We start from the raw sequence: 24770 nt of genomic DNA, 5'->3' as shown, positions 1-24770 counted from the left end.
ACCACATGATCGCTCCGGGCGGTCGGGGCTCCGTCCGGCGGCGGTCGTCGGGTGGTGGTTCGGGTGGTCAGCCCGTGGGGTCGATGGTGACCCGGGCGTCGTCGGCGAGCCGGTAGCCGACGCCGTAGACGGTGGTGACGAGCGGGACGTCCACGCCGACCTTGCCGCGCAGCCGGCGTACGTGCACGTCGACGGTGCGGACGCCGGCGTGCTCGTATCCCCAGACCGCGTTGAGCAGTTGCAGCCGGGTGAACACCCGGCGCGGGTGGGCGACCAGGTGCAGCAGCAGGTCGAACTCCAGGCGGGTCAGCGGCAGCGGCTCGCCGTCACGCAGCACCGACCGGGACGACGCGAGGATGTGCAGGGTCGGGATGGTCGGGGCGAGCGGACGCGCCGGAGCGCGGCCGGCCGGAACGGCGTCGGGCCGGCGTTCGGCCGGGACCGTGCCCGCGCTGACCACCGCGTCGCCGCGTTCGAGCATCTCGCGGGCGGCGTCGAGCAGCCGGAGGGCGGCCGGGGTGAGCGACTCCTCGCAGGCCAGGGGGATGTTGAGGGTGACGGTGAGCATGGGCGCGGCGGCGGTGTTGGCGGGACGACGCTGGCCGCCGGGGGGACGACCGGGGACCGCGGGTTGGGACGTATGCCATCCGGCGCGCGACGAGGCGGGGCTGACCGACATGGTCCTCCTTGGGCTGGTCCGGGTATCTCCCCACGGCCCGGGACGCCGCTTCATCGATGCTTCCCGGCGTCTCTGCGAGGGTCAAGGGGCGGCCGCGTTGCATGAATGTGACATTTGACGAACACATCGCAGCCGTGCGCTCGCTCTGCGTGCGAGGCCCGTTGATTACAGCAGAGCACCGATTCGCGGTGGTACGGGGGGTCTCCCCGCGGGTTCACAATGGCGGATCGGCCGCAGACGTGGACGCGGCGCACCCCGGGTCCGGGTGCGCCGCGTGCCGGTCGGCCGAGGTCAAGCGTCGCGGTCCACGACGATCTCGGCGTCGTCGGCGAGGCGGTAGCCCACGCCGTACACGGTGGTCACCAGCGGCGTGTCCGGCCCGAACTTGGCCCGCAGCCGGCGGACGTGCACGTCGACGGTGCGCGCCACCGCGTGTTCGTAGCCCCAGACGTTCGCGAGAAGTTGCAGGCGGGTGAACACCCGGCGGGGATGTTCGGCGAGGAACAGCAGCAGGTCGTACTCGATGCGGGTCAGCGGGATCTCGGCGCCGCCGTGGCGGACGCGCCGGGTGCCGGTGAGGAGGCGCACGCCGCCGGGGGCGGGCGCCACGAGGGCGGGCGCGTCGCCGCGGCGCAGGTCGAGCACGGTACGGGCGGCCGGGCGGTCGTCCGGTCCGGCCGGCCCTTCGCCGGACGCGGCCAGCCCCTCCCCGGATGCGGCGAGTTCGTCGAGCAGGTCGACCAGGCGCGCGAGGCCCGGCGTCAGCGGCCCGGCGCCCAGGTCGAGCGTGATGGTGAGCGTCGGTGCGGTACGCGGCCGGGGCGGCACGGCCCGGTCGGGGCGGCCCGATCGGGCCGGACGGGTGGTGAGGGCGACGACGGACATGGGAGCCTCCTGTGCGGGCGGTCGCCCCGCCCCGCCGGATGCGGCGGGACGGTCAGCGGAGCGCCCCGCCGGCGGTGACCGGGGGCGCGGCGGACGAGGGTCGGGTCGGCGGGGTGGGACCGAGGGTGGGCAGGCCGGCGATCTGCCAGGCGGCGAAGCCGCCGACGACGTCGGTGGCCCGGTGCAGGCCGATGTCCTGGAGCGCGGCGGCGGCCAGCGACGAGGTGTAGCCCTCCTGGCAGAGCACGATCACCGGGACGTCGTAGCCGGTGGCCTGCGGCAGCCGCGCCGCGCAGCGCGGGTCGAAGCGCCACTCCAGCACGTTGCGCTCGACCACGAGCGAGCCGGGCACGGTGCCCTGCGCGGCGCGCTGTGCGGCCGGGCGGATGTCCACCAGCAGCGCGCCGCCCCGGCACGCCAGGTGGGCCTGCTCCGGGTCGAGGCGGTGCAGCCGGCCCCGGGCGGCGGCGAGGATCTCGTCGATGCCCCGCGAGCCGGGCGGCGGGACCGGACAGCGCTCGGTTGCGGTGGTGGGGGTCTGCTGCGCCATCGTGGCGTCCTTCCGTTCGTCGGGGTTGCGGGGGCGGCTCACCAGGCCACGCCGGCTCGGGCGACCTCGGCGACCCGGAGCCGGCCGGCGACGAGGTGGTAGCGGGTCATCCGGGTCAGCGCCGGGCGGTACACGTGCACGCTGACGGCGGGCTCGTCGCCGCGGTTGGTGACCTGGTGCACGTGCCGTACGCCGAAGCGCCGGCCGGCGCCGGCGGCGAGCCGGTGCGGGCGCAGCCGCCCGCCGCTCACCGTCTCCTCGGTGAGCACGCCGGCCACGACCAGGAACGCGCCGGCCGAGCCGCCGTGGTCGTGCAGGTCGGTGCCCTGTCCGGGCAGCCAGCTGAGCGCCCACACCTCGTGCTCGTCGCCGGCGTCGAGCCGGGCGTACCACCGCTCGGACGCCTCGAAGCGCAGCGGCACCGGCCAGCCGTCCGGGTCGGCCCAGCGGGCGGCGACGGCGAGCAGGTCGGCGGGAACGGTGCTGGTCATCGGCGGGACGTCCTCACGGTGCGGAGCGGATGTGCTCCCCCAGCTTAGACGGTAAAGCCTATCGGTTTAGTAGGTAATACCGAATGCTGGGACGAGGGGCGTACTCACCGTCGCACCGGCGGATCCACCTTGTAACCCGGCACCGACGGCCAACGGACGGTGAGCACCGTGGACTCTCGCTCGGCGTACCAGGAGTGGTCCACGCCCCGGCCCCACACCACGTAGTCACCGGGCGCGCGCAGCACCACCGTCCGGTCCGGCAACTCGATCCGGAACGCGCCGCTGATCAGCACCAGCAGGGCGGTACGCCGCTCGCCGGTGGCCCACCGGGACCGGGTCTCCCCCGCCGGGTGCACGCCCCACTTCACCTCCACGTCGGTGCTGTGCCGCACGTCCCCGGCCGGCTTGAAGTGGCCCAGCAGCCAGCCCGCGTCGGTCGCGCCGTCCACCGCCGCGTTGCCCACGTACACCCGATCGTCCATGCGTGCGCCTCCCGTACCCGGCTGCGCAAGCTACCAGGCGCGTCCGGCCGCGACGCCATAGCCTGGGCGGATGCCCGACGAACTCGACGACGAGACCATCGCCTTCGCCCACCGGATGTTCGACCTGGCGCGGGCCGGCGCCACCGAGGAACTGGCGGCCAACGTGGACGCCGGGCTGCCGGTCAACCTCACCAACGCCAAGGGCGACACGCTGCTGATCCTCGCCGCGTACCACGCCCACCCGGACACGGTGGCCGCGCTGCTGGCCCGGGGCGCCGACCCCGCCCGGGTGAACGACCGGGGGCAGACCGCGCTCGCCGCGGCCGTGTTCCGGCGCCAGGAGGCAGCGGTCCGCGCGTTGCTCGACGCCGGCGCCGACCCGGACCACGGCGGCCCGTCAGCGGTCGAGACCGCCCGGTTCTTCGAGCTGCCCGACATGCTGGCGCTGCTCGGCCGCGCATGAGCGGCGGGCGGTATACAGGGACGGTGGAGGATCCCGTACCCGAGCAGATGCGCGCGGCGGCCGAGGCGTTCCTCGCGGCGCTGGACGAGCCGGCCCGCGACGCCGCCCGGCACGCCTTCGACGACGAGCCCGCCCGGCGGTGGCTGGAGTACCGGCCACGGCCCCGTCCCGGTGTCGCGCTCGCCGGCCTGGACGTCACCGCCCGCAAGGCCGCGCACCGGCTGCTCGCCACGGCGCTCAGCCCGGCCGCGTACGCGCAGGCCATAGCCGTGATGGCGCTCGAAGAGGTGCTGGACCGGGCCGAGGACTGGCGGCGCGGCCGGCACAGCGGCGACTACTGGGTGGCCGTCTTCGGCGACCCGGCCCGCGACGACGACTGGGCCTGGCGGTTCGAGGGACACCACCTGTCGGTGAGCATGACCGTCGCCGACGACCGGGTCTCCCCCGCCCCGGTCTTCCTCGGCGCCAACCCGGCCACCGTCCGGCACGCCGGACGCCCGGTCTCCCGGCCCCTGGGCCCGGAGGAGGACCTGGCCCGCGAGCTGCTCGACGCGCTCGGACCGGGGGGCCGCTCCGCCGCGATCATCGCCGAGGAGGCGCCCGCCGACATCATCAGCGCCACCCGGGCCGCGGCCCCGGACCGGCTCGACCCGCTCGGCGTACCCCGGGGGCGGCTGCGACCGACCGGCCGGGCGCTGCTCGACCGGCTGGTCGCGCTCTACCTGGACCGGCTGCCACCGGAGCTGGCGGCCCGCGAGTCCGGCCGGCTCGACGGCGGCGAGCTGCACTTCGCCTGGGCCGGCCCGGTCGAGCCGGGCCGGCGGCACTACTACCGGGTGCAGGGCGAGGACCTGCTGATCGAGTACGACAACACCGCCGACGACGGCAACCACGCGCACACGGTGCTGCGCCGCCCCGCCGGTGACTTCGGCGCCGACGTGCTGGCCGCGCACCACGCCGCGGCGCACCCGCCCGGCCCGGTCAGCCCCGGCGCGCCTCGATGAGGAAACGGCGGGCGTACGCGACGAACGGTCCCTCGGCGCGGATCCGCTCGTCCAGGCGGCGCAGCTCGTCCCGGTAGCGGCCCACCGTGAACCCGGGCACCGTCCAGACCACCTTGCGCAGGAACCAGACCACCGCGCCGATGTCGTGGAAGACGGTACGCAGCGTGGCCTCACGCAGGTCGACAACGGTCAGTCCGGCGGCCCGCGCGTCGGCGACAGCCACCCCCGGATGGCGGTGCTCCGGCGGCGGCAGCGGCCCGAGGATCGCCTCGCTCAGCTCCCGCACCGTGCCGGGGCCGATCTGCTGGGACAGGTAGGCGCCGCCGGGCCGCAGCACCCGGGCCACCTCGTCCCACCAGGTGTGCACCGGGTGACGGCTCACGACCAGGTCGAACGTGGCGTCCCGGAACGGCAGCGGCGGCCGGTCGCCCACCCGCACCACTGTCGCGCCGAGCGGGCGAAGGTTGCGCCGGGCCACCGGCACGTTCGGCGGCCACGCCTCGGTGGCGACGAGCAGCGGCGGCGGCACGGGCACCTCGGCGAGCACCTCTCCCCCGCCGGTGTCGATGTCGAGCGCCGCCTCGACGGCGGCCATCCGGTCGCCGACCAGGCGCGCGTACCCCCAGGACGGGCGCTCCTCGGTGGCGCGACCGCGCAGCCAGTCGAAACCCCAGCCCTCGACCGGCGCCGCCTCGGCTTCGGCCACCAGTTCCTCGAACGTGCGGACCATGCCCGCGAGCCTGCCGCCCGGCGGCGGCAGCGGCAACGGATTTCGGCCGGGGTCAGAACGGGCGCGGACGGGGACGGGCGATCTCGACGGTGGACCCGGCGGGCACGTCACCGAACGTCTCGAAGCCGGTCGGCTCGGTGGCCCCGACCCGGTCGAACTGCTGCATCAGCCGGGCGCCCAGCGCCACGCCGACCGCGCCGACCGCCAGCGCGACGAGTTCGGCGGCGAGCAGGACACCCGTCGCGCCCCGCTGCGGCGCGCTGGCCCGGATCAGGCACGACAGCAGGAACAGCGCGGCCATCACGGCGTTCACGAGGTTGAACGTCAGCACGGTCCGGCTGGTGCGCCCGGCGCGGACGTCCCACAGGTCGACCATGCCGGCGACGGTGGTGAGACCGGCGGCGACGAGCGCGGCCACCGCCGTCCAGTAGCCCACCTCGCCGAGGAACGCCGGACCGCCCGCCACGTCGGCGAGGTCGAAGACCGCGGCGCAGACGAACAGGCCGAACGGGAACGTGACAAGCATCGGTTGGATCGGATGCCCCTGCACCCGCAGCCGGCTCTGCATCGCTTCCTCCCCAGGTCGGCGCAGCTCACCAGTCCAGAGTGCTACCCGAGGCGCCGCGAGGCGAAACGACTGTCGCTCAGTTGTCCCGGGGGCGGGAGACGGTCAGCACGAGCCGCTCGGCCACCTCACGCAACGGGATGTCCAGAGAGGAGGCGGCGCTGCGCAGCACCCGCAGCGCCTCCGGGGCGGGACAACCGCGCTGCGTCATGATCACGCCGACGGCCTGCCCGACCACTCCCTCGGCCAGCAGCGAGTCGTCGATCTCACCGGCCCGGCTGGCGGCCCGCTCGCGGTCGCGCGCGGCGGCCAGCAGCAGCCCGGCGTGCTCGGCGAGCAGCATCGCGGTGAGCTGGTGCCGGGGGGTGAGCGCGTCGGGCGACTCGGCGTACAGGTTGATCGCGCCGATGACCTGCTCGTCCACGTCGACCGGCGCGGAGATCACCCCGTGCACGCCGAGCACGCGGGCCCGCTCGCTCCAGGCCGGCCAGCGCGTCTCGTCGGACAGCCCGCCCGCGATGATCATCTCCCGGCGGCGGATCGCTGTCATCGCCGGCGTGTCCGGGCCGTGCCGCAGGTCGTCCAGCTCGGCCCGGTCCGGGTCGGAGGCGGCCACGCCGGCGGGCTCACCGGCGCGCAGCACGGTGAAGCCGCAGCAGTCCACGCCCGGCACGGCGTCGCGGGCGATCCGGACCAGGCGGTCGAGCGCCTCGTCGAACCCGGCCACGCCGATCAGGCCGGCGGTCAGCTCGCGCAGCAGCGCGGCCGTCTCCAGCACACCGAGGTTGTCGATCATGGGTTGGCGCGTGTCGAGGTTCACCGGGCCAGGGCCTCCACCGTTCCCGCGTACGTCCACGCGGTCTCCCCGTCCGGCACCGTTGCCTGTCCCATGTCCGTCCCTCCTGTGGCCGGGCCCCGGCCTACTACCCTCGCAGACCGCGGGTGAAACCGCGCAAAAAGGCCCCTCCCGGTTGCACCGGAAGGGGCCTTCGGCTCCGGTCAGCGCGACCCGGAGATGAGCCGCCGGCCCACCGAGGCGATCAGCCGGTCCAGCTCCGACCCGAACGGGTTGTCGTGCACCAGGTACGTCCAGGTGGCGCTCGGCCGGACCAGCTTCGACGAGTCCGGCTCCCAGCCCTCGTCGAACTCGGTCTCCTCGAACGTGGCCACGGTCCGCGTCTCGATCTCGGGCACCAGCGCGTTGAACGCGGGCACCGCGCTCCGGTGGAACTCGTCGAGCGGGTCGAGCCGGCCCAGCGCCCGCAGGTGCACGCCCTCGCGCACCTCGGACAGCTCGGCCAGGTGGTCTGCCCAGAGCCGGTCCAGGTGGTAGAGGGCGATCTTGCGGGCCACGTCGGCGAGCAGGTCCTCGTCCATCTCGCCGGCCTTCTCCGGCACCCGCTCCAGCAGCATCAGCGCGGCGATGTCGCTGGTCAGCAGCCGCTCCCGGCGCTCGGCGAGCGCCTTGCGCTGCTGCTCGATCACCTGGCTGTAGCGCCACGTGTTGCGGTGGATCTCGTGGTTGACGCCCTCGGCGACCCGCTGGGCGTGCTCGACCGCGTAGTCGACCTGCGGATCGGTGACCAGGCCGTCCGCGTTCATCCGGGGCGAGGCCGGCACGGTGTCGCCGGCGTGCCGGACCACCAGGTCGTCCTCCAGGCTGACGAAGAACACCGACCCGCCCGGGTCGCCCTGCCGGCCGGCCCGGCCGCGGAGCTGGTCGTCGACCCGGCGGCTGTCGTGCCGGCCGCTGCCGATCACGTACAGGCCGCCCAGCTCGGCCACCCGGTCCCGGTCGGCCTGGTCGCTGCCGCCCAGGCGGATGTCCACGCCCCGGCCGGCCATCTGGGTGGAGACCGTCACCGCGCCGTACGCGCCGGCCTCCGCGATGATGCCGGCCTCCTCGTCGTCGTTCTTGGCGTTGAGGACCACGCAGGACACGCCGGCGGCGTTGAGCGCGGCGGCCAGCCCCTCGGACTCCTTGACGTCGAGCGTGCCGACCAGCACCGGCCGCCCCGCCTGGTGGCAGCGCGTGATCTCGTCGACCAGCGCCTCCTCCTTCTCGGCGCGGGTGGCGTAGATCCGGTCCGGCTCGTCCTCGCGTACGCAGGGGGTGTTCGGCGGGATCACCGCGACCTCGAGGCCGAAGAACTCGCGGAGCTGGTCGCCGACGAGCACCGCGGTCGCGGTCATGCCGCAGACCGTCGGGTAGAGCGCGATGTACGCCTGCACGGTGATCGTGCCCAGCACCTCGCCCTCGGCGCTGGCGTCCAGCCCTTCCTTCGCCTCCACGGCGGCCTGGAGCCCGTCCGGCCAGCGGCGGCGCTGGGCGACCCGGCCGCGCATCTCGTCGATCAGCTCGACCGAGTCGTCCCGGACGATGTAGTCCACGTCCCGGTGCAGCAGGGCGTGCGCGTGCAGCGCCACGTTCACCGCGGAGAGCTGCCCGACGTGCTCCTCGTCGTACAGGTCGATGCCGCCGAGCTTGGCCTCGACGGTGGCCAGGCCGACCGAGGTGAAGGCGACACTGCGGCCGTCCTCGGCGACGGTGTAGTGCTTGCCCTTGCGCAGCCCGCGCACCAGCGCGGCGGCCGCGTGCACCGGGTCCTGCTCGCCGCCGACCGCGCCTGCGAGCACCATCGGCACCCGGGCCTCGTCGATCAGGATCGAGTCGGCCTCGTCCACGATCGCGGTCTTCAGCGGCGGCTGCACCCGGTCGGCCAGGTCGGTGACGAGCTGGTCGCGCAGGAAGTCGAAGCCGGCCTCGCTGACCGAGACGTAGGTGACGTCGCAGGCGTACGCGGCGCGCCGCTCCTCGGGCGTGGACGCCTCGTTGACCCAGCCGACGCTGAGCCCGAGCAGGTCGTAGACGGGCGTCATCCACTCGGCGTCGCGGCGGGCCAGGTAGTCGTTGACGGTGAGCACGTGCACCGGGCCGTTGCCCAGCCGCACGTGCCCGTACGCGGCGACCGTCGCGGTGAGCGTCTTGCCCTCACCGGTGGCCATCTCCGCGACCTTGCCGGACAGCAGCGCCATCGCGCCGAGCAGCTGCACGTCGTAGGGGCGCTGGTCGAGCCCGCGCCGGGCCGCCTCGCGACCGATCGCGCAGATCTCCTCGTACCCCGTGGCCCGGCCGGCGGCCTCGGTCAGCTCCGCGTCGGAGAGCTGTTCCAGGTCCGCCTCGCGCGCCTCGATCGCCGGCAGCAGCTTCTCCAGCGGCGCCAGGTCGACTGTCGTCCCCGGGCGCTGGAGGAACCGGCGGAACCTGGTCTTCAACCGTTGCGACACACCCATGAGCGGCAACGGTACGCGAACCGGAGCCGATTGTGACCCCCGCCCGCCGCGCGCCGTGCCCACCCCTTCCGCTCCGCTTCCGTCGATCATGAGGTTGACGGCATTTCGCGTCCGTTTTGTCACCGTCAACTTCATGATCGACGGAGTGGGGGTCAGGGGGTCAGGACTACCTGGAGTTCTGTGCGGCGGCGTTCGGCCAGGTCGGTCAGCAGGGTGGGGGCCTCGTCCAGGGGGACCACGGCCGAGATCAGGTGCTTGCGGATCACGTCCCCGTACTGGCGCAGCAGCTCCACCGTCTCGGCGGACAGCCGCTCCCGGTCCCAGGTCGGGGCCAGCCCGCGCGGCACCCGGCCGATCTGCGCGCAGCGCAGCGACAGCCCGTTGTGGTGGAACTCCTCACCGAGCCGGACCGCGTCCGCGCCGGCCTGGTAGAACGCCAGGTCGATCACCGTGCCCTGCGGGCGCAGCAGGCGCAGCGCGAGCTGCAACGCCCAGTCCTGGCCGCGGCACTGGAAGACCACGTCCGCGCCCCGGTCCCCGGCGGCGTGGTTCCACCGCGTCTTCAGCACCACGGCCGGGTCGTCCGCGTCCGGGTCGAGCGTGTCCAGGCCGAGCGCCTCGGCGACCTGCCGCCGCGCCGGTGTCGGGTCGACCACGACCACCGAGGCGGCGCCGTGGCGGCGGGCGAACAGGGCGGTCAGCAGCGCCACCACGCCGCTGCCGACCACCGCCACCCGGCGCCCGCGTACGCCGTCGCCGAGCGTGCGCACGTCGGCGCCGCACAGGTCGGCGGCGGCGTGCAGCAGCCCGTTGGCGCAGATCGGGCCCATGTGCGCGACGTACACGCCGAGCAGCGGGTCCAGGTCGTCGGGCAGCGGCACGAACCGCTCGGTGAGCGGGTCGGCGACCCAGCCGCTGCGGTGGCCGTACGTCATGGCGCCGACCTCACCCACCGCGACGGCCGGGGTGCGGCTCTCCACCACGCGCCCGACCTGCATGTAGCCGAGCCGGGTCACCGGGTACGGCGTGCTCGCCTCGCCGGGCCGGAACAGCCCCAGCCCGGCGTCCCAGGTGACGTTCAGGTAGGGGTTGGTGCCCTTGACGAAGCTCAGTTCGGTGCCGGCCGACACGCCGCTGTAGAGCGTCTCCACCCGGAACGTGCCCTCGCGCAGCTCCGGCGCGTCCAGTTCGGCCAGCTCGACCCGGCCGGGGCCGCCGACCACCACCACCCGGTCACGCATCGACGCTCACCCCCGCGTCCGCGGCCGGCGCGGTGAGCCGGGACGCCGGGCCGGTCGGCAGCGCCACCGGCCGGCCGGTACGCGCCGACTCGGCCACCGCGAGCGCGAGCCGGTGGGTGCGCAGCGCCTCGGCGTACGGCACCCGGACGTCGTCACCGAGGCCGCACACCGCGTCGACGAAGGCCCGGTCCACTGCGACCCGCGCGCTGTCCGGGTCGGCGGGCAGGTGGCGCTCGCCGTCGGCGTCGCGGACGGTCAGGCCGTCCTCGGCCAGCCACAGCGCCAGCCCGTCGGCGAGGATCTCCACGCCGGCCCGGTGCTTCCAGCCCAGCACGCAGGACGCGGCGAGCGTGCCGACCGCGCCGGAGCCGAAGCGCAGCGTGGCCGCGGTGACCGAGTCGATGTCGGCGCCGTCGACCGGCGGCGGGCTGCCGTCGCCGTACGCGGTCACCTCGACCGCCTCGCCGGCCAGCAACCGGACCAGGTCCAGCACGTGCGCGGCCTGCTCGACCACCGGGCCGCCGGAGCGGTCCCGCCGCGCCCACCAGGCCACCGGCGGCACCTTGTCCAGCCAGGCGCCGTTGACCATGCGCACCGGCCGGTCGGCGAGCAGGCGCCGGGCCTCCTCCACCACGTGCAGGTAGCGCCAGTGGTGCCCGACGCCGGTGAGCAGCCCTCGCTGCTGCACCAGCGCCGCGACCCGCTCGGCGGTGTCCAGGTCCAGCGCCACCGGCTTCTCCACGAACATCGGCACCCCGGCGGCGACCACCGCCTCCTCGGCCGGGCCGTGCGCGAACGGCGGCACGCAGACGTACACCGCGTCCGGGCCGGCCGCGAGCAGCTCGTCCACGTCGCGGAACACCCGGCCGCCGTACGTGCCGGCGAGCGCACCCGCCGCCTCCGGCGCGACGTCCGTCACGCCGAGCAGCTCCACGTCCGCGAAGCCGGTGAGCACCCGGGCGTGGCGTTGCGCCACCCCGCCGGCCCCGACAAGTCCCACCCGGCAGGTACGCATGGACCACAACCTCTCGCACGACTGGAAAGACTGCGGACACCACTCCCCCCGGCGGCGTCGCGCCAAACTCCGCCGACGTGTGCAACGCAACGTTCATCCGCCCGGAACCTCCCGGTACGCGCCAGGTGATCAGGATGATGGGCAAGATCCGGTTAGCGCGGATGCGGGATTGGGAAAACCATGGTCCGCGATTCCACCATCTATGGGGGTGCCCGTGCGGGAATCAGATTCGACCGTCTCACCAGTGGTGGAGGCGTGGGCCACGTACCGCACCAGCACCGCCGCCGACTGGCCGGCGCGACGGCTGGTACGGGCCAAGGGCGCGAGCCGGGTCAGCGTGGTGCTGCCGGCCCGCAACGAGGAGGCGACTGTCGGCGCGATCGTGTCGACCGTCCGGGAACACCTGATGGACCGCGTACCGCTCGTCGACGAGCTGATCGTGGTGGACTCCCGCTCCACCGACCGGACCGCGCAGGTGGCGCGGGCGGCCGGCGCCGAGGTGGTCAGCCAGGACGCGATGACGCGCGGGCTGCCCCGGCTGACCGGCAAGGGCGACGCGCTCTGGGCCGGGCTGGCCGCGGCCGAGGGGGACGTGGTCGCGTTCGTCGACGCCGACCTGCGCGAGTTCCGCCCGCACTTCGTGACCGGGCTGCTCGGACCGTTGCTGACGGACCCGAGCGTGGAGTTCGTGAAGGGCTTCTACCACCGGCCGCTGGTCGGTGCGACGAGTGTGGAACCCGACGGTGGCGGACGGGTGACGGAGCTGATGGCCCGGCCGCTGCTCAACCTGTTCTGGCCGGAGCTGGCCGGTTTCGTGCAACCGCTCGCGGGCGAGTACGCCGGCCGCCGTGAGGTGCTGGAGCGGGTGCCGTTCGTCACCGGGTACGGCGTCGAGACGGCCATGTTGATCGACCTGCTGGAACTGGTCGGGCTGGACGCGCTGGCCCAGGTCGACCTGGGTGAGCGCAAGCACCGGCACCAGGACACCGCCGCGCTGGGCCGGATGTCCGCACAGATCATGCTGACCGCCTGGTCGCGGCTGCAACGACGCGGATGGGCGGCCCCGGGGGTGGCGCCGACCGCGCTGCTGACCCAGTTCCGCCGGGGCGGCTCGGAGACGCTGCCCAACTTGGACCGCGAAATCGTGGTCAACGACGTGTCGGTGCAGGAACGCCCGCCGCTGGCGCAGTTGCGCCACCGTCTCCCCCGCCGCCGGGTGGCGGCCGCGTGAGCGGGGAAACCCGGAGAGAGGACAGCGCATGACGCTCACCGTGCTGATGAACGCCGGGCCGTGGCTGTCCGTGCCGCCGCCGGGCTACGGCGGCATCGAGAACGTGATCGCCACGCTGGTGCCGGAGCTGCGCCGGCTGGGCGTACGGGTGGTGCTCGCCTCGGTGGAGAGCAGCACGCTGCCGGTCGACGAGAAGATCACGGTCTTCCCGGACGGCCAGTTCCACGCGTTGCAGCGGCCGTACAACCAGGTCTGCGGCGTCTCCCAGGCGCACCTGTCCGGGGTGGTGCGGGCGCTGCACGCCCGCGACGACATCGACCTGGTGCACGACCACGTGGAGGCGGTCGGGCTGGCCACGCTCGCCGCGATGGGCCCGGACGCCCCGCCGGTGCTGCACACGCTGCACTGGGACCTGGCCAAGCACCCGGAGCTGTACGGCAACCTCGACGGCGGCGACCGGGTACGGGTCAACGGGGTGTCCGCGTCGCAGCTGGCACGCGCGCCGCAGGCGCTGCGTGCGCACTCGGTGGGGCACGTGCACCTGTCCACCCCGCTCGCTGTCGACGCCGACCGGCACGCGCCGGTGGCGAAGGGCGACCACGTGGTGATTCTCGGCCGGATCAACCCGGGCAAGGGGCAGGATCTGGGCGCCCGACTGGCGCAGGAGGCCGGGTTCCGGCTGGTGCTGGCCGGGCCGGTCGGCCCGTACCACCGGCCGGAGGATCTGGCCGCGGCCGGCGACGAGGCCCGGCAGAACCCGGACGTGCGTTTCTTCTACGAGCAGGTGGCGCCCTACGTCGACGGCGACCGGGTGCGCTGGGTCGGCACGGTGGCCGGGCGGGAGCGCGACGATCTGGTCGCCTCGGCGCGGGCGTCGCTGTTCCCGCTGCGCTGGGAGGAGCCGGGCGGCACCGCGGTGGTCGAGTCGCTGTCGCTCGGCACGCCGGTGGTGGCCACCGCCCGGGGCTGCCTGCCGGAGCTGATCGAGCACGGCCGCACCGGCCTGCTCACCGGCGACGAGCAGGAGCTGGGTGACCTGGTGCTCGCCGCCGGCGGGCTGGAGCCGGCCGAGTGCCGGCGGGAGGCGGCCCGGCGGTTCACCCCGGCCCGGATGGCGCAGCGGTACGTGGAGCTGTACGACCGGGTCCGGACGGGCGCGGCGAAGCCGTTGCAGCCCGCCTGAGCGTCGCCGGCCCGGCCGCCCCGCGCGGCCGGGCCGGCGTTTGCCCCCGGCGGCCGCGGGAATCCGGCGCTTCCCGCGGTGGCGAGGAGGCCGGCGTGACGAACTCGATGGCGCACTCCCGGGCACGGCGCAACCCGGCCGACGGGCGGGCGCCGGTACGCCGGATCGCCTCCGGGTTCGCCGTGCTCCTGCTGCTGCTCGGCGCGCTGGGCTTCGTGCCGGGCGTCACCGGCGACTACGCGGATCTTCGCTTCGCCGGTCCGGGCTCCGGCGCCCGGCTGTTCGGTGTGTTCCAGGTCTCGGCCGTGCACAACCTGGTGCATCTGGTGCTGGGGGTGGCTGGGCTGGTGCTGGCCCGTACCGTCGCCGGCGCCCGCACGTTCCTGGTCGGCGCCGGCGCGGTCTATCTGGTGCTCTGGCTCGCCGGGCTGGCGATCGACGGACGCGACGCGGCGAACGTGCTCGCGGTCAATTCCGCGGACTCGTGGCTGCACCTGCTGCTGGGCGCCGCCATGCTGGCGTCGGGGCTGGTCGCGGCGCGGCGCGGGGACCGCCGCTGACCTGCGCCCCGGCGGCCCGGATGCCCGGTTTCGCCGGCCCGGGGCGCGGGTACGTCCGTAGTCCTCCGGCTGCGGGAGACGGGCGAAGCGCCCCGGCCGGGCGACCCTCCCCGACGAGATGGAAACGAGGCGGCGATGGTGACCCGGATCAGGTGCGAGGTCCGCGACGAGTCGCCGGTCACTGTCGTAAGGCTGGCCGGAGCGCTCGACCTGCACACGATGCGCGCGGTGCACGAGGTGCTCGACCGCTGCCTCGCCGCGCAGCCGGACGCCCTGGTCGTCGACCTGGAGGAGATCGAGGTCGGCGAGCCGCTGGCGCTGTCCGTCTTCGCCGCCGCCGCGCGGCGCGCCGCCGACTGGCCGGCGGTGCCGATGGTGCTCGCCGCTCCCTGCGCCGAGACGGCGGCCTGGCTGAACGAGACCACCGCCTGCCGGGTGGTGCCGGTACGCCGGGACTGCGCCGAGGCGACGGCGCTGGCCGGCGCGTCGGCCGCGCCTCGGCTGCGGGTCCGGCTGGAGCCGGTCGCCGGCGCCTGCCGGCGGGCCCGGGAGCTGGTCACCGAGGCGTGCGGTAAGTGGAACGTGCCGGAGCTGGCCGGCCCGGCCTCGCTGGTGCTCAGTGAGCTGGTCGGCAACGTGGTGCGGCACGCCGGCACCCCGATGCAGGTGACGCTGACGCTGCGCCGGCCGTACCTGCGGGTGGCGGTGATGGACGGCAGCCCGGCCGACGCCCGCGCCGCGAGCAGCCGCGATCCGCGTGCCGAGGGCGGCCGCGGGCTGATGCTGGTGCGCGAGCTGACCCAGCGCTGGGGCAGCACTCCGGTCGGCGCCGGCAAGGTCGTCTGGGCCATGCTCCCGGCGAACTGACCGAATTCTCCGCTCTCGCCTGGTTACATGGACAGAGGGCCGGGTACGCCCGCCCGTCCTGTCTGTCGTCACACGGGGTGAGATGCCATGCCCAAGCGGGTAGTCACGGAACCGGCACGAGACCGGGGGCCCGCGATCCTCGCGCCGGCCCGGTTCGGGGGCTACCCCGGGCCCGTGCGGGAAGCGGTGAAGGGCAACGCGCTGTGGCGGTTGCTGCGGACCACCGACGCCAAGCAGATCGGCCTGCTCTATCTGGTCACGTCGTTCCTGTACTTCATCGTCGGCGGGATCCTGGCGATGGTCATCCGGGTGGAGCTGGCCCGGCCGGGGATGCAGCTCGTCTCCCCCGAGCAGTACAACCAGATGTTCACCATGCACGGCACGATCATGCTGCTGCTGTTCGCGACACCGATGTTCTTCGGGTTCGCGAACTATCTGGTACCGCTGCAGATCGGCGCCGCCGACGTGGCGTTCCCCCGGCTCAACGCGTTCGCGTACTGGCTCTACTTCCTCGGCGCGCTGATGGTGATGGGCGGGTTCGCCACCCCGGCCGGGGCGGCGGACTTCGGCTGGACCGCGTACACGCCGTTGAGCACCGCGCAGCACTCCCCCGGCGTCGGCGGGAACCTGTGGGTGGTCGGCCTGGCCGTGTCCGGCCTGGGCACGATCCTCGGCGCGGTAAACCTGATCACCACGATCGTGACGTTGCGCGCGCCCGGCATGACCATGTTCCGGATGCCGATCTTCACCTGGAACGCGCTGCTCACCAGCGTCCTGGTGATCTTCGTGTTCCCGCTGCTGGCCGCCGCGCTGATGGCGCTCGCCTCGGACCGGCTGCTGCACTCGCACGTGTACGACCCCACCACCGGCGGGCCGATGCTCTGGCAGCACCTGTTCTGGTTCTTCGGCCACCCCGAGGTCTACATCATCGCGCTGCCGTTCTTCGGCATCATCACCGAGATCATCCCGGTGTTCTCCCGTAAGCCGATCTTCGGCTACACCGGCCTGGTGCTGGCCACCGTCGCCATCACGGTGCTGTCGATGACGGTCTGGGCGCACCACATGTTCGCCACCGGGCAGGTGCTGCTGCCGTTCTTCAGCATCCTGAGCTACCTGATCGCGGTGCCCACGGGGGTGAAGTTCTTCAACTGGATCGGCACCCTGTGGAAGGGGCAGCTCACGTTCGAGACGCCGATGCTGTTCGCCATCGGCTTCCTGGTGACGTTCCTGCTCGGCGGCCTGACCGGGGTGCTGCTGGCCAGCCCGCCGGTGGACTTCCACGTGCACGACACCTATTTCGTGGTGGCGCACTTCCACTACGTGCTCTTCGGCACCATCGTGTTCGCCGCGTTCGGCGGCCTCTACTTCTGGTTCCCGAAGATGACCGGGCGGATGCTCGACGAACGGCTGGGGAAGATGCACTTCTGGACCATGTTCATCGGCTTCCACGCGACGTTCCTGGTGCAGCACTGGCTGGGCAACGAGGGCATGCCCCGCCGCTACGCCGACTACCTGCCCGGCGACGGCTTCACCACGCTGAACATGATCTCCAGCATCGGCTCGTTCGTGCTCGGCGCGTCCACCCTGTTCGTGATCTGGAACATCTGGAAGTCGTGGCGGTACGGCGCGATGGTCACAGTGGACGACCCGTGGGGCTTCGGCAACTCGCTGGAGTGGGCCACCACCTGCCCGCCGCCGCTGCGCAACTTCGACCGGATGCCGCGCATCCGCTCGGAGCGGCCGGCGTTCGACCTCAAGTACGGCCCGCTGGTCGCCGACCTGGGCCGGGACCTGCCGCAGCGCACCACCAAGCCGCCGCAGACCTTCCGCGAGGAGATGCACCACGAGCGGCACGAGCCGGAGTCGCCGTCGGCCGGCGGCGCGTACGGCGCGCCCGAGGCGGTGGACTACCAGCCCGCGCCGCAGTCCGGCGCCCGCCCGGTGGAGGTGCCGGCGCCGGAGGAGGTGCGCCGGCCCAGCTTCGAGGAGACCGACGAGCCGGAGGGCAGCGCGCTCAACGCCGAGCGCGACGAGAAGCCGAACGACAGGTGGCGGCACCCGCGCGGGCACGGGGACACCCGGGAGAACTGAGATCCGGACGAGGGCCGGCGCCGTCGGGCGCCGGCCCTCTCGTCGTACGCCGCGCGCCGGCTCCCGTGGCGGGAGCCGGCGCGGTACGTGCGGTGGATCAGTCGGCGGCCGGCAGTCCGGCCGCGGTGAGCGAGCGGCGCACCGCCGGCTGCACCCGGGTCAGCCGCAGCGGCACCCCGGTACGCGCGGCGGCCTCCCGGCCGGCCATCAGCGCGGCGATCCCGCCGGCGTCGAAGCCACCGGCGCCGACCAGGTCGACCACCACCTCGCGGGGTTGCCCGGTGACCGCCTGGAGCACCGCCCGGCGCAACTGGTCCGCGCCGGCCCGGTCCACCTCGCCGCCGACCTCGACGACCACCCGGTCGCCGTTCTGCTTCACCGAGATGCGTGCCCTGCCCGGTTCGGCCTCGGCCGCGCCGTTCTGCCAGGGCGGCGGCGCGTCGGCGAGCATCGCCTGACGCAGCCAGGTCAGCGCCCGCGACAGCAGCCGGGACACGTGCATCTGCGAGATGCCGAACCGGGCGGCGATCTCCGCCTGGGTCTGGTTGCCGTAGAAGCGCATCGCCAGGATGCGGCGCTCCCGCCACGGCAGCCGGTGCAGCAGGCCGCTGACGGTGACCCGGTCGTCCACCGACTCCAGCGCGTGGTCGGACTCGCCGACCAGGTCGCCGAACTCGGCCGAGCTCTCCCCGCCCACCGGCGCGTTGAGCGAGGCCGGGCTGTAGCCGGCGGCCGACTCCAGCGCGGCGAGGATCTCCTCCTCCGGCGTCTCCAGCCGGGCCGAAAGCTCGGCCACCGTGGGGGCGCGGGACAGCTCGCTGGTCAGCGTCGCCGTCGCCTGGCCCACCTCGAGGATCAGGTCCCGCAGCCGGCGCGGCACGTGCACACCCCAGGTGCGGTCGCGGAAGTGCCGTTTGATCTCGCCGACGATGGTGATGGCCGCGTACGCGGTGAACGAACCGCGTTCCGGGTCGTACCTGTCGACGGCGTTGACCAGGCCGAGACGGGCCACCTGCTCCAGGTCCTCCAGCGGCTCACCGCGCCCGCGGTAGCGGCGGGCGAGCCGGCCGGCGAACGGCAGCGCGAACCGGACCAGGTCGTCCCGCGCCTCCTGCCGCCGCTCCGGTGGCAGTCCCTCGATCCGGGCCGCGTACGCGAGCGCCGCCGCGTCCAGGTCCTCCAGACCCCGGTCGGTGGTCGGTGGTGTGGGTGTGGTGGTCTGTCCGAACATCCGCGCCCCCTCGCCGAAGAGCCCCCGCCCGGTCGGAACCGGTCGTGCGCGTGGTCGGACCACGCACCGGGTGAGGAAGTTGGGTTACGTGACGGATACGTCGAAAGCGGTGGCTGCCCGCCGCACGGCGTCGTGGGCCGTTTCGCGGCGAGCGGTCTTCCCGCTCCGTAGGTACTCAATCACGGACCGCAGGATCGCGAGGAAGTTTCGCCAGGTTGGCCGTAGAGCCGTTCCCGGCAGCCGGTCAGCAGACCAGCAGGCCCTGGTGGGCGCCCGCGTCACGTAGCGCGGTGAGGGCCTCGGCCATCCGCAGCGGCAGCGGCGCGGGCAGGTCGCAGGGCTGGTTGCGCAACACCTCCGTGGCACGTCGGGTGGGTACCGAGGCCACCGGGTAGCCGCGGGCGGCACCCCGGTCCAGGGCCCGCCTGCGGCGCCCGAAGCCGGCCACCGCCAGCCACTGGGGCAGCCCCGCGTACGCGGGCGAGCGCAGGCCCGGCGGCTCCGGCAGCACGTCCACCGAGCTGAACGGCTCGCTGCCGGCCAGCCACCACTCGACGCCGGCCACCCGGCGCGCGGTGGCGTTCTCGCACCAGTAGGGCACCAGGCCGGCTCGCAGCACCTGCGCCGGGTCGAGCAGCCGGCCGCACTCCACCACCAGCCGGTTCCCGGTCTTGCCGGCCCGCCGCAGCCAGCGCCGGTACAGGTCGGCGGTCACCGCGCTCAGCGCGTCCGGCTGCGGCACGACCACCCGGTGCAGCGGATGGCCGTGCCGGTCGCCCCAGGAGCGGGCGTCGTGCTCGAAACCGGGCTCCACGCCGTGTTCGGCGAACGCGCCCGCCACCGTGACCTCCGGCGCCTCCCAGCGCGTCTCGTCCCCGCCGGCGGCGCGCAGGACCTGGCCGAGGGCGCGGGCGTCCGGGTGGAAGTCGACCGGGTCCAGGCCGCCGGCCGGGCAGCCGGCCTGGAAGCTGTGCCCGTCGCCGCAGTCGCGTACCGGCCAGGTGCGGGCGTCGTGCAGCAGCAGCACCGGCGCGGCCGGTTCGAGCCGGTCGGCCAGGAAGTGCGCGTACGCCTTCGGCAGCGTGCGCCAGCGCACCGCGAACGTCACCGCCGCGCCGGCCGCCGCACCTCGGCTGGCCGGGCAGTGCACCTGGCGTACGTGTACGCGCGGGTTGCGGTCGAGCAGCCGGGCGGCCAGCGTGGCCCCGTGCGCGAACGCGGCGTCCGGGCGGTCCACCGCGCCTCGGCTCCACTGCCCGGCGACCTCGAACCCGGCCGGTAGCCAGGGCACGCCGAGCGCCACCGCGAGGTGGGCGGCCGCGCCGTGCGGCGAGCCGAGCACCACACCCGGCCAGCGCCGGTCCGGGTACTGTCCGGCGAACCACCCGGCCACCCGCTCGGCGTCCACCGCGGCGATCTGGTCGGCGGTGAGCGCCGCCCGCCCGGCGGCCCGGACGGCGGCGGCACGGCGTACCGGCTCGGGCGCCCCGGTGAGGCGGGACAGCGCGCCCGGATGGCCGAGGTCGCCGCAGTCGTCGCCGCGCAGCGCCCGGGCGGTCGCGGCGACCAGGACCCGGGCGGCGCTGCCGGGCACCACCACCCGCTCCACGGGCAGCCCCGCGCCGCTGACCGGCGTCCGTTCGACTCGTTCGCTCACCACGCGGCCCGGCTTCCCGTCCCTCTGGGGTCTAAACGGGGCATCTCCCCACGGGTCAGGACCAAGGCCCGCCCGGTAACGGCACCGCCCGCGACACCCAGGTACGCCGTCGCGCCGCGTGCCCGCCGTCGCGGGCGCAACAGCGCTCGGGTGCGGGTTTGGGCCGGACCGGGACGGGCACTGCACCGCGCATGCCCGACGACGAGAGCACCCCGGCGGCGACCATCACCCCGTACCGGGACGGACCACTGCTGGTACGCGGCGACTTCGCGCTGGTCACGCCCGAGGGCACGCCGATCGAGACGCGCCGGGGCACCGTCGCGCTGTGCCGGTGCGGCAAGAGCGCGATCAAGCCGTTCTGCGACGGCACGCACAAGGTGGCGGGCTTCCGCGCCGACAGCGACCGCGAGGGCTGACTCCCACCGCCCCTCCCCCGCGATCTTGCACTTGGGCACCCGGCAATCCTCGCGAACCGGGCACCACGGGGGCCACAACCGCAAGATCGCGGGGAACGGGGTGGGTCAGGCTGCGGCGAGGACCTCGGCGGGCGGGCGCAGCGAGGACTCCCCGGCCGACCAGGCGTCGAGCAGGTGCGCGGCGAACAGGGCGTCCACGGCCAGCGCGGCGGCGGCGCCGAACAGCACGTCGGACACGAGCGCCGGCTCGGCCCGGACCAGCCCGCCGCACATGTCGTACGCGGCGACCTGCTCGTGCACGGCGTCGGCCTCGACGTGCTCGTCGTAGAAGCGCGTGGCCACCGCGTCGAAGCCGAGCCGGCGCAGCCCGTTGCCGTAGCGGCGGTTCGGCAGCGACGAGGTCATCTCGTACGCGGCCAGGTGCCCGAGCAGTGCCCCGCGCAGCCGCCGGTGCAGGCCGAACAGCGACATCAGGTTGTTGGTCGCCAGCGTCACCGCCGGCACCCGGTCCAGGTGGGCGGCGTAGCCGGTGTCCAGGCCGAGCCGGTCCATCGTGGTGCGGAACAGCTCGGCGTGCATCCGGTCCAGCCGGCCGTTGCCGTACTCGTCGGTCTGGATCTCCACGAGGGCGGCCTTCGCCGGCCCGCCGAGGCGGGGCAGCGCCCAGCTGTGCGGGTCGGCCTCGCGCAGGTGGTAGATCGAGCGGTGGGTGACGAACTCGCGGAACCGGCCGAGGTCGGCGCGGCGTTGCAGCGCGGCGGCGAGCGGCGGGCCGTCGTCGGCGGCCACCAGGTCGGCCAGCGCGCCCGGCACGGCGGCCGGCAGCACCGCCGGCGACGGGCCGGCCAGCTCGCGCAGCGCCGCCTCGAACGGCCGCTCGGCGCGGGCGCGCAGCGCCAGCAGCGACGGCTCCCACTCCCACGCCTCGTCGACGCCGGACCAGCCCCGGTAGTGCAGCTCGTAGCAGAGGAACAGGGTGAGCTGGAGATCCTCGTCGGTCAGCGGCGCGGCCACCGCGTCGAATGCGGCGCCCAGCCCGGCCGGCAGCTCCCGGGGAGCGTCGCGCAGCGCGGCCAGCAGCGCGGCGGAGACCGGCCCGCGCGCCGTGGGTAGCGGGGCGGGGCCGTAACGACGGTCGGCGGCGACGGACATGGAACCTCCCGGGACGGTTGTGCCTGGTCGCAGTGCCCCGGAGTGATCCGGCTAAACGACCTCGTCCGCCGCGATGGCCTCGGTCTGGATCACCCGCTCCCGCACCCGGCGGGCGGCGTCCCCGTCGGTCACCAGGCCGCGCAGGTCGGCCAGCGCCGGTTCGGGCGCGTCCAGCGGCACGGCCGGGTCCACCACCGCCTCCAGGACGGCCGGCCGGTCGGCCGCGAGCACCTCGTCCCAGGCGGGTCCGACCAGGTCCGGCCGGTCCACCCGGACGCCGTGCAGCCCGAGCAGGCGGGCCCACCCGGCGTACGGCACGTCGGAGCGCCGCCCCCCGGGCGTCCGCCCGCCGCCCACGCCGGACTGGTCCCGGTTGTTCAGCACCAGCACGATCAGGCGGGGATCGCGCCACCGCGTCCAGTGGTGGGCCACAGTGATCAGCTCGGCCAGGCCGTTGAGCTGCATCGCGCCGTCGCCGAGCAGCGCGAGCACCGGCTCGTCCGGGCGGGCCAGCTTGGCCGCGACCGCGTACGGCAGGGCGCAGCCCGTCGAGCCGAGCGTGCCGCACAACTGCGCCCGCACCCCCGGCGGCAGCTCCAGGTGCCGGGCGTACCAGTAGATGACCGAGCCGACGTCGACGGCGACGCCGGCGTGCCGGGGCAGCCGTGCGGACAGCTCGCGGAGCACGAGCTGCGGGTTGACCGGCTCGGCCGGGGCGGCGGCGCGCTCGGCCGCGGTCTCCCGCCACCGGTCCACCATCTTCTCCACCATGCCGCGCCACTCGCGGTGGGGATTCTCCGGCACCCGGGTCAGCAGCGCCCGCAGCGTCTCGGCGGCGTCGCCGACGAGCGGCACGTCCACCGGGTAGCGGGTGCCGATGCGCCGGCCGTCGATGTCGATCTGGATGGTGCGTACCTGGCCCGGCATCGGGAACCAGTCGGTCCACGGGTCGTTGGTGCCGATCATCAGCAGCGTGTCGCAGGAGCCCATGAGCTGCGCGGCGGCGGTGGTGCCGACCTCGCCGAGCACGCCGGTGTGGAACGGCAGCCGCTCGTCGAGCACCGGCTTGCCCAGCAGCGACGTGGCGACGCCCGCGCCGAGCCGGTCGGCGAGCGCGACGATCTCCTCGGCCGCGCCGTGCGCGCCCTGGCCGACGAGCATCGCCACCCGCCGCCCGTTGCCGAGCAGCGACGCGGCGGCGTCCAGGTCGGCGTCGTGCGGCAGCACCCGGGCCAGCGGCTCGCCGGGCGTCGCGGTGACCACCCCGGCGGTCTGCGGCAGCAGGTCCGGTACGGCGGTGACCTGCAACGCGCGCGGCAGCACCACGCAGGTCGGGCTGCGGGTCGCCGCGGCGGTACGGAACGCCTGGTCCAGCAGCGTCGGCACCTGTTCCGGGCTGCGGCCGTAGCGGACGAACTGGTTGCACACGTCGCCGAACAGCCGGCTCAGCCCGATCTCCTCGTGCGCGCCGCCGAGCGGGCCGGTGACGTCCTCGCCGATGATCGCGACCACCGGCTTGCTGTCGAGCTTGGCGTCGTAGAGCCCGTTGAGCAGGTGCACCGCGCTCGGGCCCTGGGTCGCCAGGCACACCCCGACGCCGCCGGTGAACTTCGCGTGCCCGGTGGCCATGTACGAGGCGGTCTCCTCGTGCCGGGCGGGAACGAAAGCCGGGTCCCCGCCCGCGTCGTCGAGCGCGCCCACGAGCGGGGCGATCGCCGCGCCCGGACAGCCGAAGACCCGCGGCACCCGCCAGGCCCGCAGGCGTTCGACCACCAGGTCGGCGACGATGCGCTCAGCCATTGCCCCGCCCCGGCGTGCTCGCGTCGACGTAGCGCAGCACCGCGCCGACCCCGTCGGTCAGCTCCGGCGCCTCCTCGGGCGCGAGCACCGTGAGGTCCGCGTCGGTGCCGATCAGCGCGCGCAGCAACGCCGCGTCGGCGCGTACCCGCTGCGGGTCGGCCACCGACATGCCGGCCAGCTGCGCCGGGTCGGTGGCGATCTCGGTCGGCTCGGGGCCCACCCACAGCTCGCCGTCGGCCGACGGGTCGTCCACGATGAGCATGGTGTCGACCTGGTTGCGTTGCAACGCGGAGACCACGGCGTCGAGTCCGGCGCCGACGTCCTCCTGGACGCCGAAGCGGTCCAGCGCGGCGGCGATCCGCCGGTCGGCGACCTCGGCGACGGTCTGCACCGTGATGTCGTCCATCAGCGTGTCGTCGGCGCCCACGTCACGTGCGCCGGCGTCGGTGCGCACCAGCACGTCCTGCCAGCGCGCGGGGAGCTGGGCGGCGATCATGCCGGTGGCACGGACGTCCCCGGCCACCACCACGACGTCCGCGCCGACCCGCTCGGCCAGGTCGGCGGTGGCCGCCGCGGCGTCACCGGCGTTCTGATGCCACGCCTCCATGGCGGCGCGCTGGTAGCGGGACTGCGACCAGCCGCCCGGCTGCACCCGGCGCAGCTGGCGGCTCTGCCCGCCCTGCACCTGGGCCCGCCGGGGCACCCCGCCGGCGCTGACCGCCACGGCGTCCGCGCCGGTACGGTCGGCCAGTACCCGCACCCAGGCCACCTGCTCGCCGCGCTGGGCCACGAGCGGCATGGTGTGCGGCAGCGCCGACCAGCTCGCCAGGTCGCGCAGCGGCGGCGCGGAGAGGTACTCGGTGAGCACCACGCGGCCCCGGCTGGCGAACACGGCGATGCCGTAGTCGCCGGGCATCGGCTGGTGCCGGCGGACGACCTCCTCCACCGCCTCGACGGTGACCGGGTCGGCGCCCTGCCCCAGCAGATCGCCCTTGAGGGCCCGCCAGCGCAGGTCGACCTGCGCTCGCGCGTCCTGGGTGTCGCGGGAGGCGTCCATGTACACCGAGCACCACGGCCCGGGACGGTCGTAGAGCGGGCGCAGGAAGGACAGCTGCATGCTCGACCCCTTTCCGGCTCGGCCGCACGCATACCCGCGCCCCGGCGGAGTTCACCTGCCGGCTCC

Annotated in this window: 24 protein-coding genes; 8 read left to right on the top strand and 16 right to left on the bottom strand. The window is 74.6% G+C overall.

Annotated elements, in window-relative coordinates; translation table 11 throughout:
- Window positions 1–67: 67 nt before the first annotated feature.
- The 5 genes from F8279_RS07600 to F8279_RS07580 form a co-directional block, all read right to left on the bottom strand.
- Window positions 68–679: a winged helix-turn-helix domain-containing protein gene (locus tag F8279_RS07600; RefSeq protein WP_151499484.1), complete on the bottom strand. Its 612-nt coding sequence runs from the start codon at window positions 677–679 to the stop codon at window positions 68–70.
- A gap of 291 nt (window positions 680–970) precedes the next feature.
- Window positions 971–1564 (bottom strand): winged helix-turn-helix domain-containing protein, encoded by a 594-nt coding sequence (locus tag F8279_RS07595; RefSeq protein WP_091427995.1) that lies wholly within the window; start codon window positions 1562–1564, stop codon window positions 971–973.
- A gap of 52 nt (window positions 1565–1616) precedes the next feature.
- Window positions 1617–2114, bottom strand: a complete 498-nt coding sequence (locus F8279_RS07590; RefSeq protein ID WP_091428185.1) for a rhodanese-like domain-containing protein — start codon at window positions 2112–2114, stop codon at window positions 1617–1619.
- Between the two features lie 38 nt (window positions 2115–2152).
- Window positions 2153–2605 (bottom strand): cysteine dioxygenase family protein, encoded by a 453-nt coding sequence (locus F8279_RS07585; RefSeq protein WP_091427994.1) that lies wholly within the window; start codon window positions 2603–2605, stop codon window positions 2153–2155.
- 104 nt (window positions 2606–2709) lie between these two features.
- Window positions 2710–3087 (bottom strand): signal peptidase I, encoded by a 378-nt coding sequence (locus F8279_RS07580; protein WP_091427992.1) that lies wholly within the window; start codon window positions 3085–3087, stop codon window positions 2710–2712.
- A gap of 70 nt (window positions 3088–3157) precedes the next feature.
- Here F8279_RS07580 and F8279_RS07575 point away from each other — a divergent pair, with 70 nt between their 5' ends.
- Window positions 3158–3550, top strand: a complete 393-nt coding sequence (locus F8279_RS07575) for an ankyrin repeat domain-containing protein (protein WP_013476997.1) — start codon at window positions 3158–3160, stop codon at window positions 3548–3550.
- Between the two features lie 23 nt (window positions 3551–3573).
- A complete protein-coding gene (locus tag F8279_RS07570; protein WP_192580648.1) occupies window positions 3574–4554 on the top strand; it encodes a DUF3500 domain-containing protein in 981 nt (326 codons plus the stop codon).
- On the opposite strand, the gene F8279_RS07565 is transcribed toward F8279_RS07570, so the two are convergent.
- The 6 genes from F8279_RS07565 to F8279_RS07540 all read right to left on the bottom strand — a co-directional run bounded on the left by F8279_RS07565 (window position 4532) and on the right by F8279_RS07540 (window position 11399).
- On the bottom strand, window positions 4532–5284 hold the full coding sequence (locus tag F8279_RS07565; protein ID WP_091427989.1) for a class I SAM-dependent methyltransferase: 753 nt from the start codon (window positions 5282–5284) through the stop codon (window positions 4532–4534). The two genes, F8279_RS07570 and F8279_RS07565, sit on opposite strands and share 23 nt — an antisense overlap.
- Before the next feature lie 52 nt (window positions 5285–5336).
- Window positions 5337–5852, bottom strand: coding sequence for a DUF2231 domain-containing protein (locus F8279_RS07560; protein ID WP_091427987.1), 516 nt, complete (start codon window positions 5850–5852; stop codon window positions 5337–5339).
- Between the two features lie 76 nt (window positions 5853–5928).
- Complete coding sequence (locus F8279_RS07555; RefSeq protein WP_225853181.1) at window positions 5929–6645, bottom strand: GAF and ANTAR domain-containing protein; 717 nt, start codon at window positions 6643–6645, stop codon at window positions 5929–5931.
- 203 nt (window positions 6646–6848) lie between these two features.
- Window positions 6849–9143 (bottom strand): accessory Sec system translocase SecA2, encoded by a 2295-nt coding sequence (gene secA2 / locus F8279_RS07550; protein ID WP_091427984.1) that lies wholly within the window; start codon window positions 9141–9143, stop codon window positions 6849–6851.
- Between the two features lie 152 nt (window positions 9144–9295).
- On the bottom strand, window positions 9296–10384 hold the full coding sequence (locus tag F8279_RS07545) for a zinc-binding dehydrogenase (protein ID WP_151499481.1): 1089 nt from the start codon (window positions 10382–10384) through the stop codon (window positions 9296–9298).
- Complete coding sequence (locus F8279_RS07540) at window positions 10377–11399, bottom strand: Gfo/Idh/MocA family protein (RefSeq protein ID WP_091427107.1); 1023 nt, start codon at window positions 11397–11399, stop codon at window positions 10377–10379. The genes F8279_RS07545 and F8279_RS07540 overlap by 8 nt, the downstream gene beginning before the upstream one ends.
- Before the next feature lie 247 nt (window positions 11400–11646).
- Here F8279_RS07540 and F8279_RS07535 point away from each other — a divergent pair, with 247 nt between their 5' ends.
- The 5 genes from F8279_RS07535 to ctaD all read left to right on the top strand — a co-directional run bounded on the left by F8279_RS07535 (window position 11647) and on the right by ctaD (window position 17331).
- The gene (locus tag F8279_RS07535) at window positions 11647–12630 is read left to right on the top strand and encodes a glucosyl-3-phosphoglycerate synthase (RefSeq protein ID WP_225853182.1); all 984 of its coding nucleotides are present in this window, start codon (window positions 11647–11649) and stop codon (window positions 12628–12630) included.
- A gap of 28 nt (window positions 12631–12658) precedes the next feature.
- A complete protein-coding gene (locus F8279_RS07530) occupies window positions 12659–13813 on the top strand; it encodes a glycosyltransferase (protein WP_091427108.1) in 1155 nt (384 codons plus the stop codon).
- A 107-nt stretch (window positions 13814–13920) separates the two neighbouring features.
- Entirely contained in the window at window positions 13921–14373 is a 453-nt protein-coding gene (locus tag F8279_RS07525) for a DUF4383 domain-containing protein (RefSeq protein WP_091427350.1), read from the top strand.
- 135 nt (window positions 14374–14508) lie between these two features.
- Window positions 14509–15240, top strand: a complete 732-nt coding sequence (locus tag F8279_RS07520; RefSeq protein WP_091427109.1) for an ATP-binding protein — start codon at window positions 14509–14511, stop codon at window positions 15238–15240.
- An 87-nt stretch (window positions 15241–15327) separates the two neighbouring features.
- Window positions 15328–17331 (top strand): cytochrome c oxidase subunit I, encoded by a 2004-nt coding sequence (ctaD, locus tag F8279_RS07515; protein WP_151499480.1) that lies wholly within the window; start codon window positions 15328–15330, stop codon window positions 17329–17331.
- 97 nt (window positions 17332–17428) lie between these two features.
- Here ctaD and F8279_RS07510 read toward each other — a convergent pair whose 3' ends face one another.
- A complete protein-coding gene (locus tag F8279_RS07510) occupies window positions 17429–18562 on the bottom strand; it encodes a SigB/SigF/SigG family RNA polymerase sigma factor (protein ID WP_091427111.1) in 1134 nt (377 codons plus the stop codon).
- Between the two features lie 244 nt (window positions 18563–18806).
- The gene (locus tag F8279_RS07505) at window positions 18807–20177 is read right to left on the bottom strand and encodes a hypothetical protein (protein ID WP_175438895.1); all 1371 of its coding nucleotides are present in this window, start codon (window positions 20175–20177) and stop codon (window positions 18807–18809) included.
- Window positions 20178–20410: 233 nt separating this feature from the next.
- Between F8279_RS07505 and F8279_RS07500 the strand changes: the two genes are divergently transcribed.
- Window positions 20411–20635, top strand: a complete 225-nt coding sequence (locus F8279_RS07500) for a CDGSH iron-sulfur domain-containing protein (protein ID WP_091427113.1) — start codon at window positions 20411–20413, stop codon at window positions 20633–20635.
- A 105-nt stretch (window positions 20636–20740) separates the two neighbouring features.
- On the opposite strand, the gene F8279_RS07495 is transcribed toward F8279_RS07500, so the two are convergent.
- Genes F8279_RS07495 through F8279_RS07485 form a run of 3 tightly spaced genes read right to left on the bottom strand, consistent with a single transcriptional unit; the run spans window position 20741 to window position 24704 of the window.
- Complete coding sequence (locus F8279_RS07495) at window positions 20741–21787, bottom strand: iron-containing redox enzyme family protein (RefSeq protein WP_091427114.1); 1047 nt, start codon at window positions 21785–21787, stop codon at window positions 20741–20743.
- A 51-nt stretch (window positions 21788–21838) separates the two neighbouring features.
- Window positions 21839–23587: a thiamine pyrophosphate-binding protein gene (locus F8279_RS07490; RefSeq protein ID WP_091427115.1), complete on the bottom strand. Its 1749-nt coding sequence runs from the start codon at window positions 23585–23587 to the stop codon at window positions 21839–21841.
- The gene (locus F8279_RS07485; protein ID WP_091427116.1) at window positions 23580–24704 is read right to left on the bottom strand and encodes a Vms1/Ankzf1 family peptidyl-tRNA hydrolase; all 1125 of its coding nucleotides are present in this window, start codon (window positions 24702–24704) and stop codon (window positions 23580–23582) included. Before F8279_RS07485 ends, F8279_RS07490 begins: the two co-directional genes overlap by 8 nt.
- Window positions 24705–24770 lie beyond the last annotated feature (66 nt).

Origin of the sequence: Micromonospora sp. AMSO1212t (genome assembly GCF_008868145.1) — a bacterium.
Classification (GTDB): Bacteria; Actinomycetota; Actinomycetes; order Mycobacteriales; family Micromonosporaceae; genus Micromonospora; species Micromonospora tulbaghiae.
This window is presented reverse-complemented; position numbering and strand designations above follow the sequence as displayed.

Excerpts from the sequence above, each read along its gene's own strand:
- F8279_RS07600 (WP_151499484.1), bottom strand. The coding sequence starts at position 679 with ATGTCGGTCAGCCCCGCCTCGTCGCGCGCCGGATGGCATACGTCCCAA.
- F8279_RS07595 (WP_091427995.1), bottom strand. The coding sequence starts at position 1,564 with ATGTCCGTCGTCGCCCTCACCACCCGTCCGGCCCGATCGGGCCGCCCC.
- F8279_RS07590 (WP_091428185.1), bottom strand. The coding sequence starts at position 2,114 with ATGGCGCAGCAGACCCCCACCACCGCAACCGAGCGCTGTCCGGTCCCG.
- F8279_RS07585 (WP_091427994.1), bottom strand. The coding sequence starts at position 2,605 with ATGACCAGCACCGTTCCCGCCGACCTGCTCGCCGTCGCCGCCCGCTGG.
- F8279_RS07580 (WP_091427992.1), bottom strand. The coding sequence starts at position 3,087 with ATGGACGATCGGGTGTACGTGGGCAACGCGGCGGTGGACGGCGCGACC.
- F8279_RS07575 (WP_013476997.1), top strand. The coding sequence starts at position 3,158 with ATGCCCGACGAACTCGACGACGAGACCATCGCCTTCGCCCACCGGATG.
- F8279_RS07565 (WP_091427989.1), bottom strand. The coding sequence starts at position 5,284 with ATGGTCCGCACGTTCGAGGAACTGGTGGCCGAAGCCGAGGCGGCGCCG.
- F8279_RS07560 (WP_091427987.1), bottom strand. The coding sequence starts at position 5,852 with ATGCAGAGCCGGCTGCGGGTGCAGGGGCATCCGATCCAACCGATGCTT.
- F8279_RS07555 (WP_225853181.1), bottom strand. The coding sequence starts at position 6,645 with ATGATCGACAACCTCGGTGTGCTGGAGACGGCCGCGCTGCTGCGCGAG.
- secA2 (WP_091427984.1), bottom strand. The coding sequence starts at position 9,143 with ATGGGTGTGTCGCAACGGTTGAAGACCAGGTTCCGCCGGTTCCTCCAG.
- F8279_RS07545 (WP_151499481.1), bottom strand. The coding sequence starts at position 10,384 with ATGCGTGACCGGGTGGTGGTGGTCGGCGGCCCCGGCCGGGTCGAGCTG.
- F8279_RS07540 (WP_091427107.1), bottom strand. The coding sequence starts at position 11,399 with ATGCGTACCTGCCGGGTGGGACTTGTCGGGGCCGGCGGGGTGGCGCAA.
- F8279_RS07530 (WP_091427108.1), top strand. The coding sequence starts at position 12,659 with ATGACGCTCACCGTGCTGATGAACGCCGGGCCGTGGCTGTCCGTGCCG.
- F8279_RS07525 (WP_091427350.1), top strand. The coding sequence starts at position 13,921 with ATGGCGCACTCCCGGGCACGGCGCAACCCGGCCGACGGGCGGGCGCCG.
- F8279_RS07520 (WP_091427109.1), top strand. The coding sequence starts at position 14,509 with ATGGTGACCCGGATCAGGTGCGAGGTCCGCGACGAGTCGCCGGTCACT.
- ctaD (WP_151499480.1), top strand. The coding sequence starts at position 15,328 with ATGCCCAAGCGGGTAGTCACGGAACCGGCACGAGACCGGGGGCCCGCG.
- F8279_RS07510 (WP_091427111.1), bottom strand. The coding sequence starts at position 18,562 with ATGTTCGGACAGACCACCACACCCACACCACCGACCACCGACCGGGGT.
- F8279_RS07500 (WP_091427113.1), top strand. The coding sequence starts at position 20,411 with ATGCCCGACGACGAGAGCACCCCGGCGGCGACCATCACCCCGTACCGG.
- F8279_RS07495 (WP_091427114.1), bottom strand. The coding sequence starts at position 21,787 with ATGTCCGTCGCCGCCGACCGTCGTTACGGCCCCGCCCCGCTACCCACG.
- F8279_RS07490 (WP_091427115.1), bottom strand. The coding sequence starts at position 23,587 with ATGGCTGAGCGCATCGTCGCCGACCTGGTGGTCGAACGCCTGCGGGCC.
- F8279_RS07485 (WP_091427116.1), bottom strand. The coding sequence starts at position 24,704 with ATGCAGCTGTCCTTCCTGCGCCCGCTCTACGACCGTCCCGGGCCGTGG.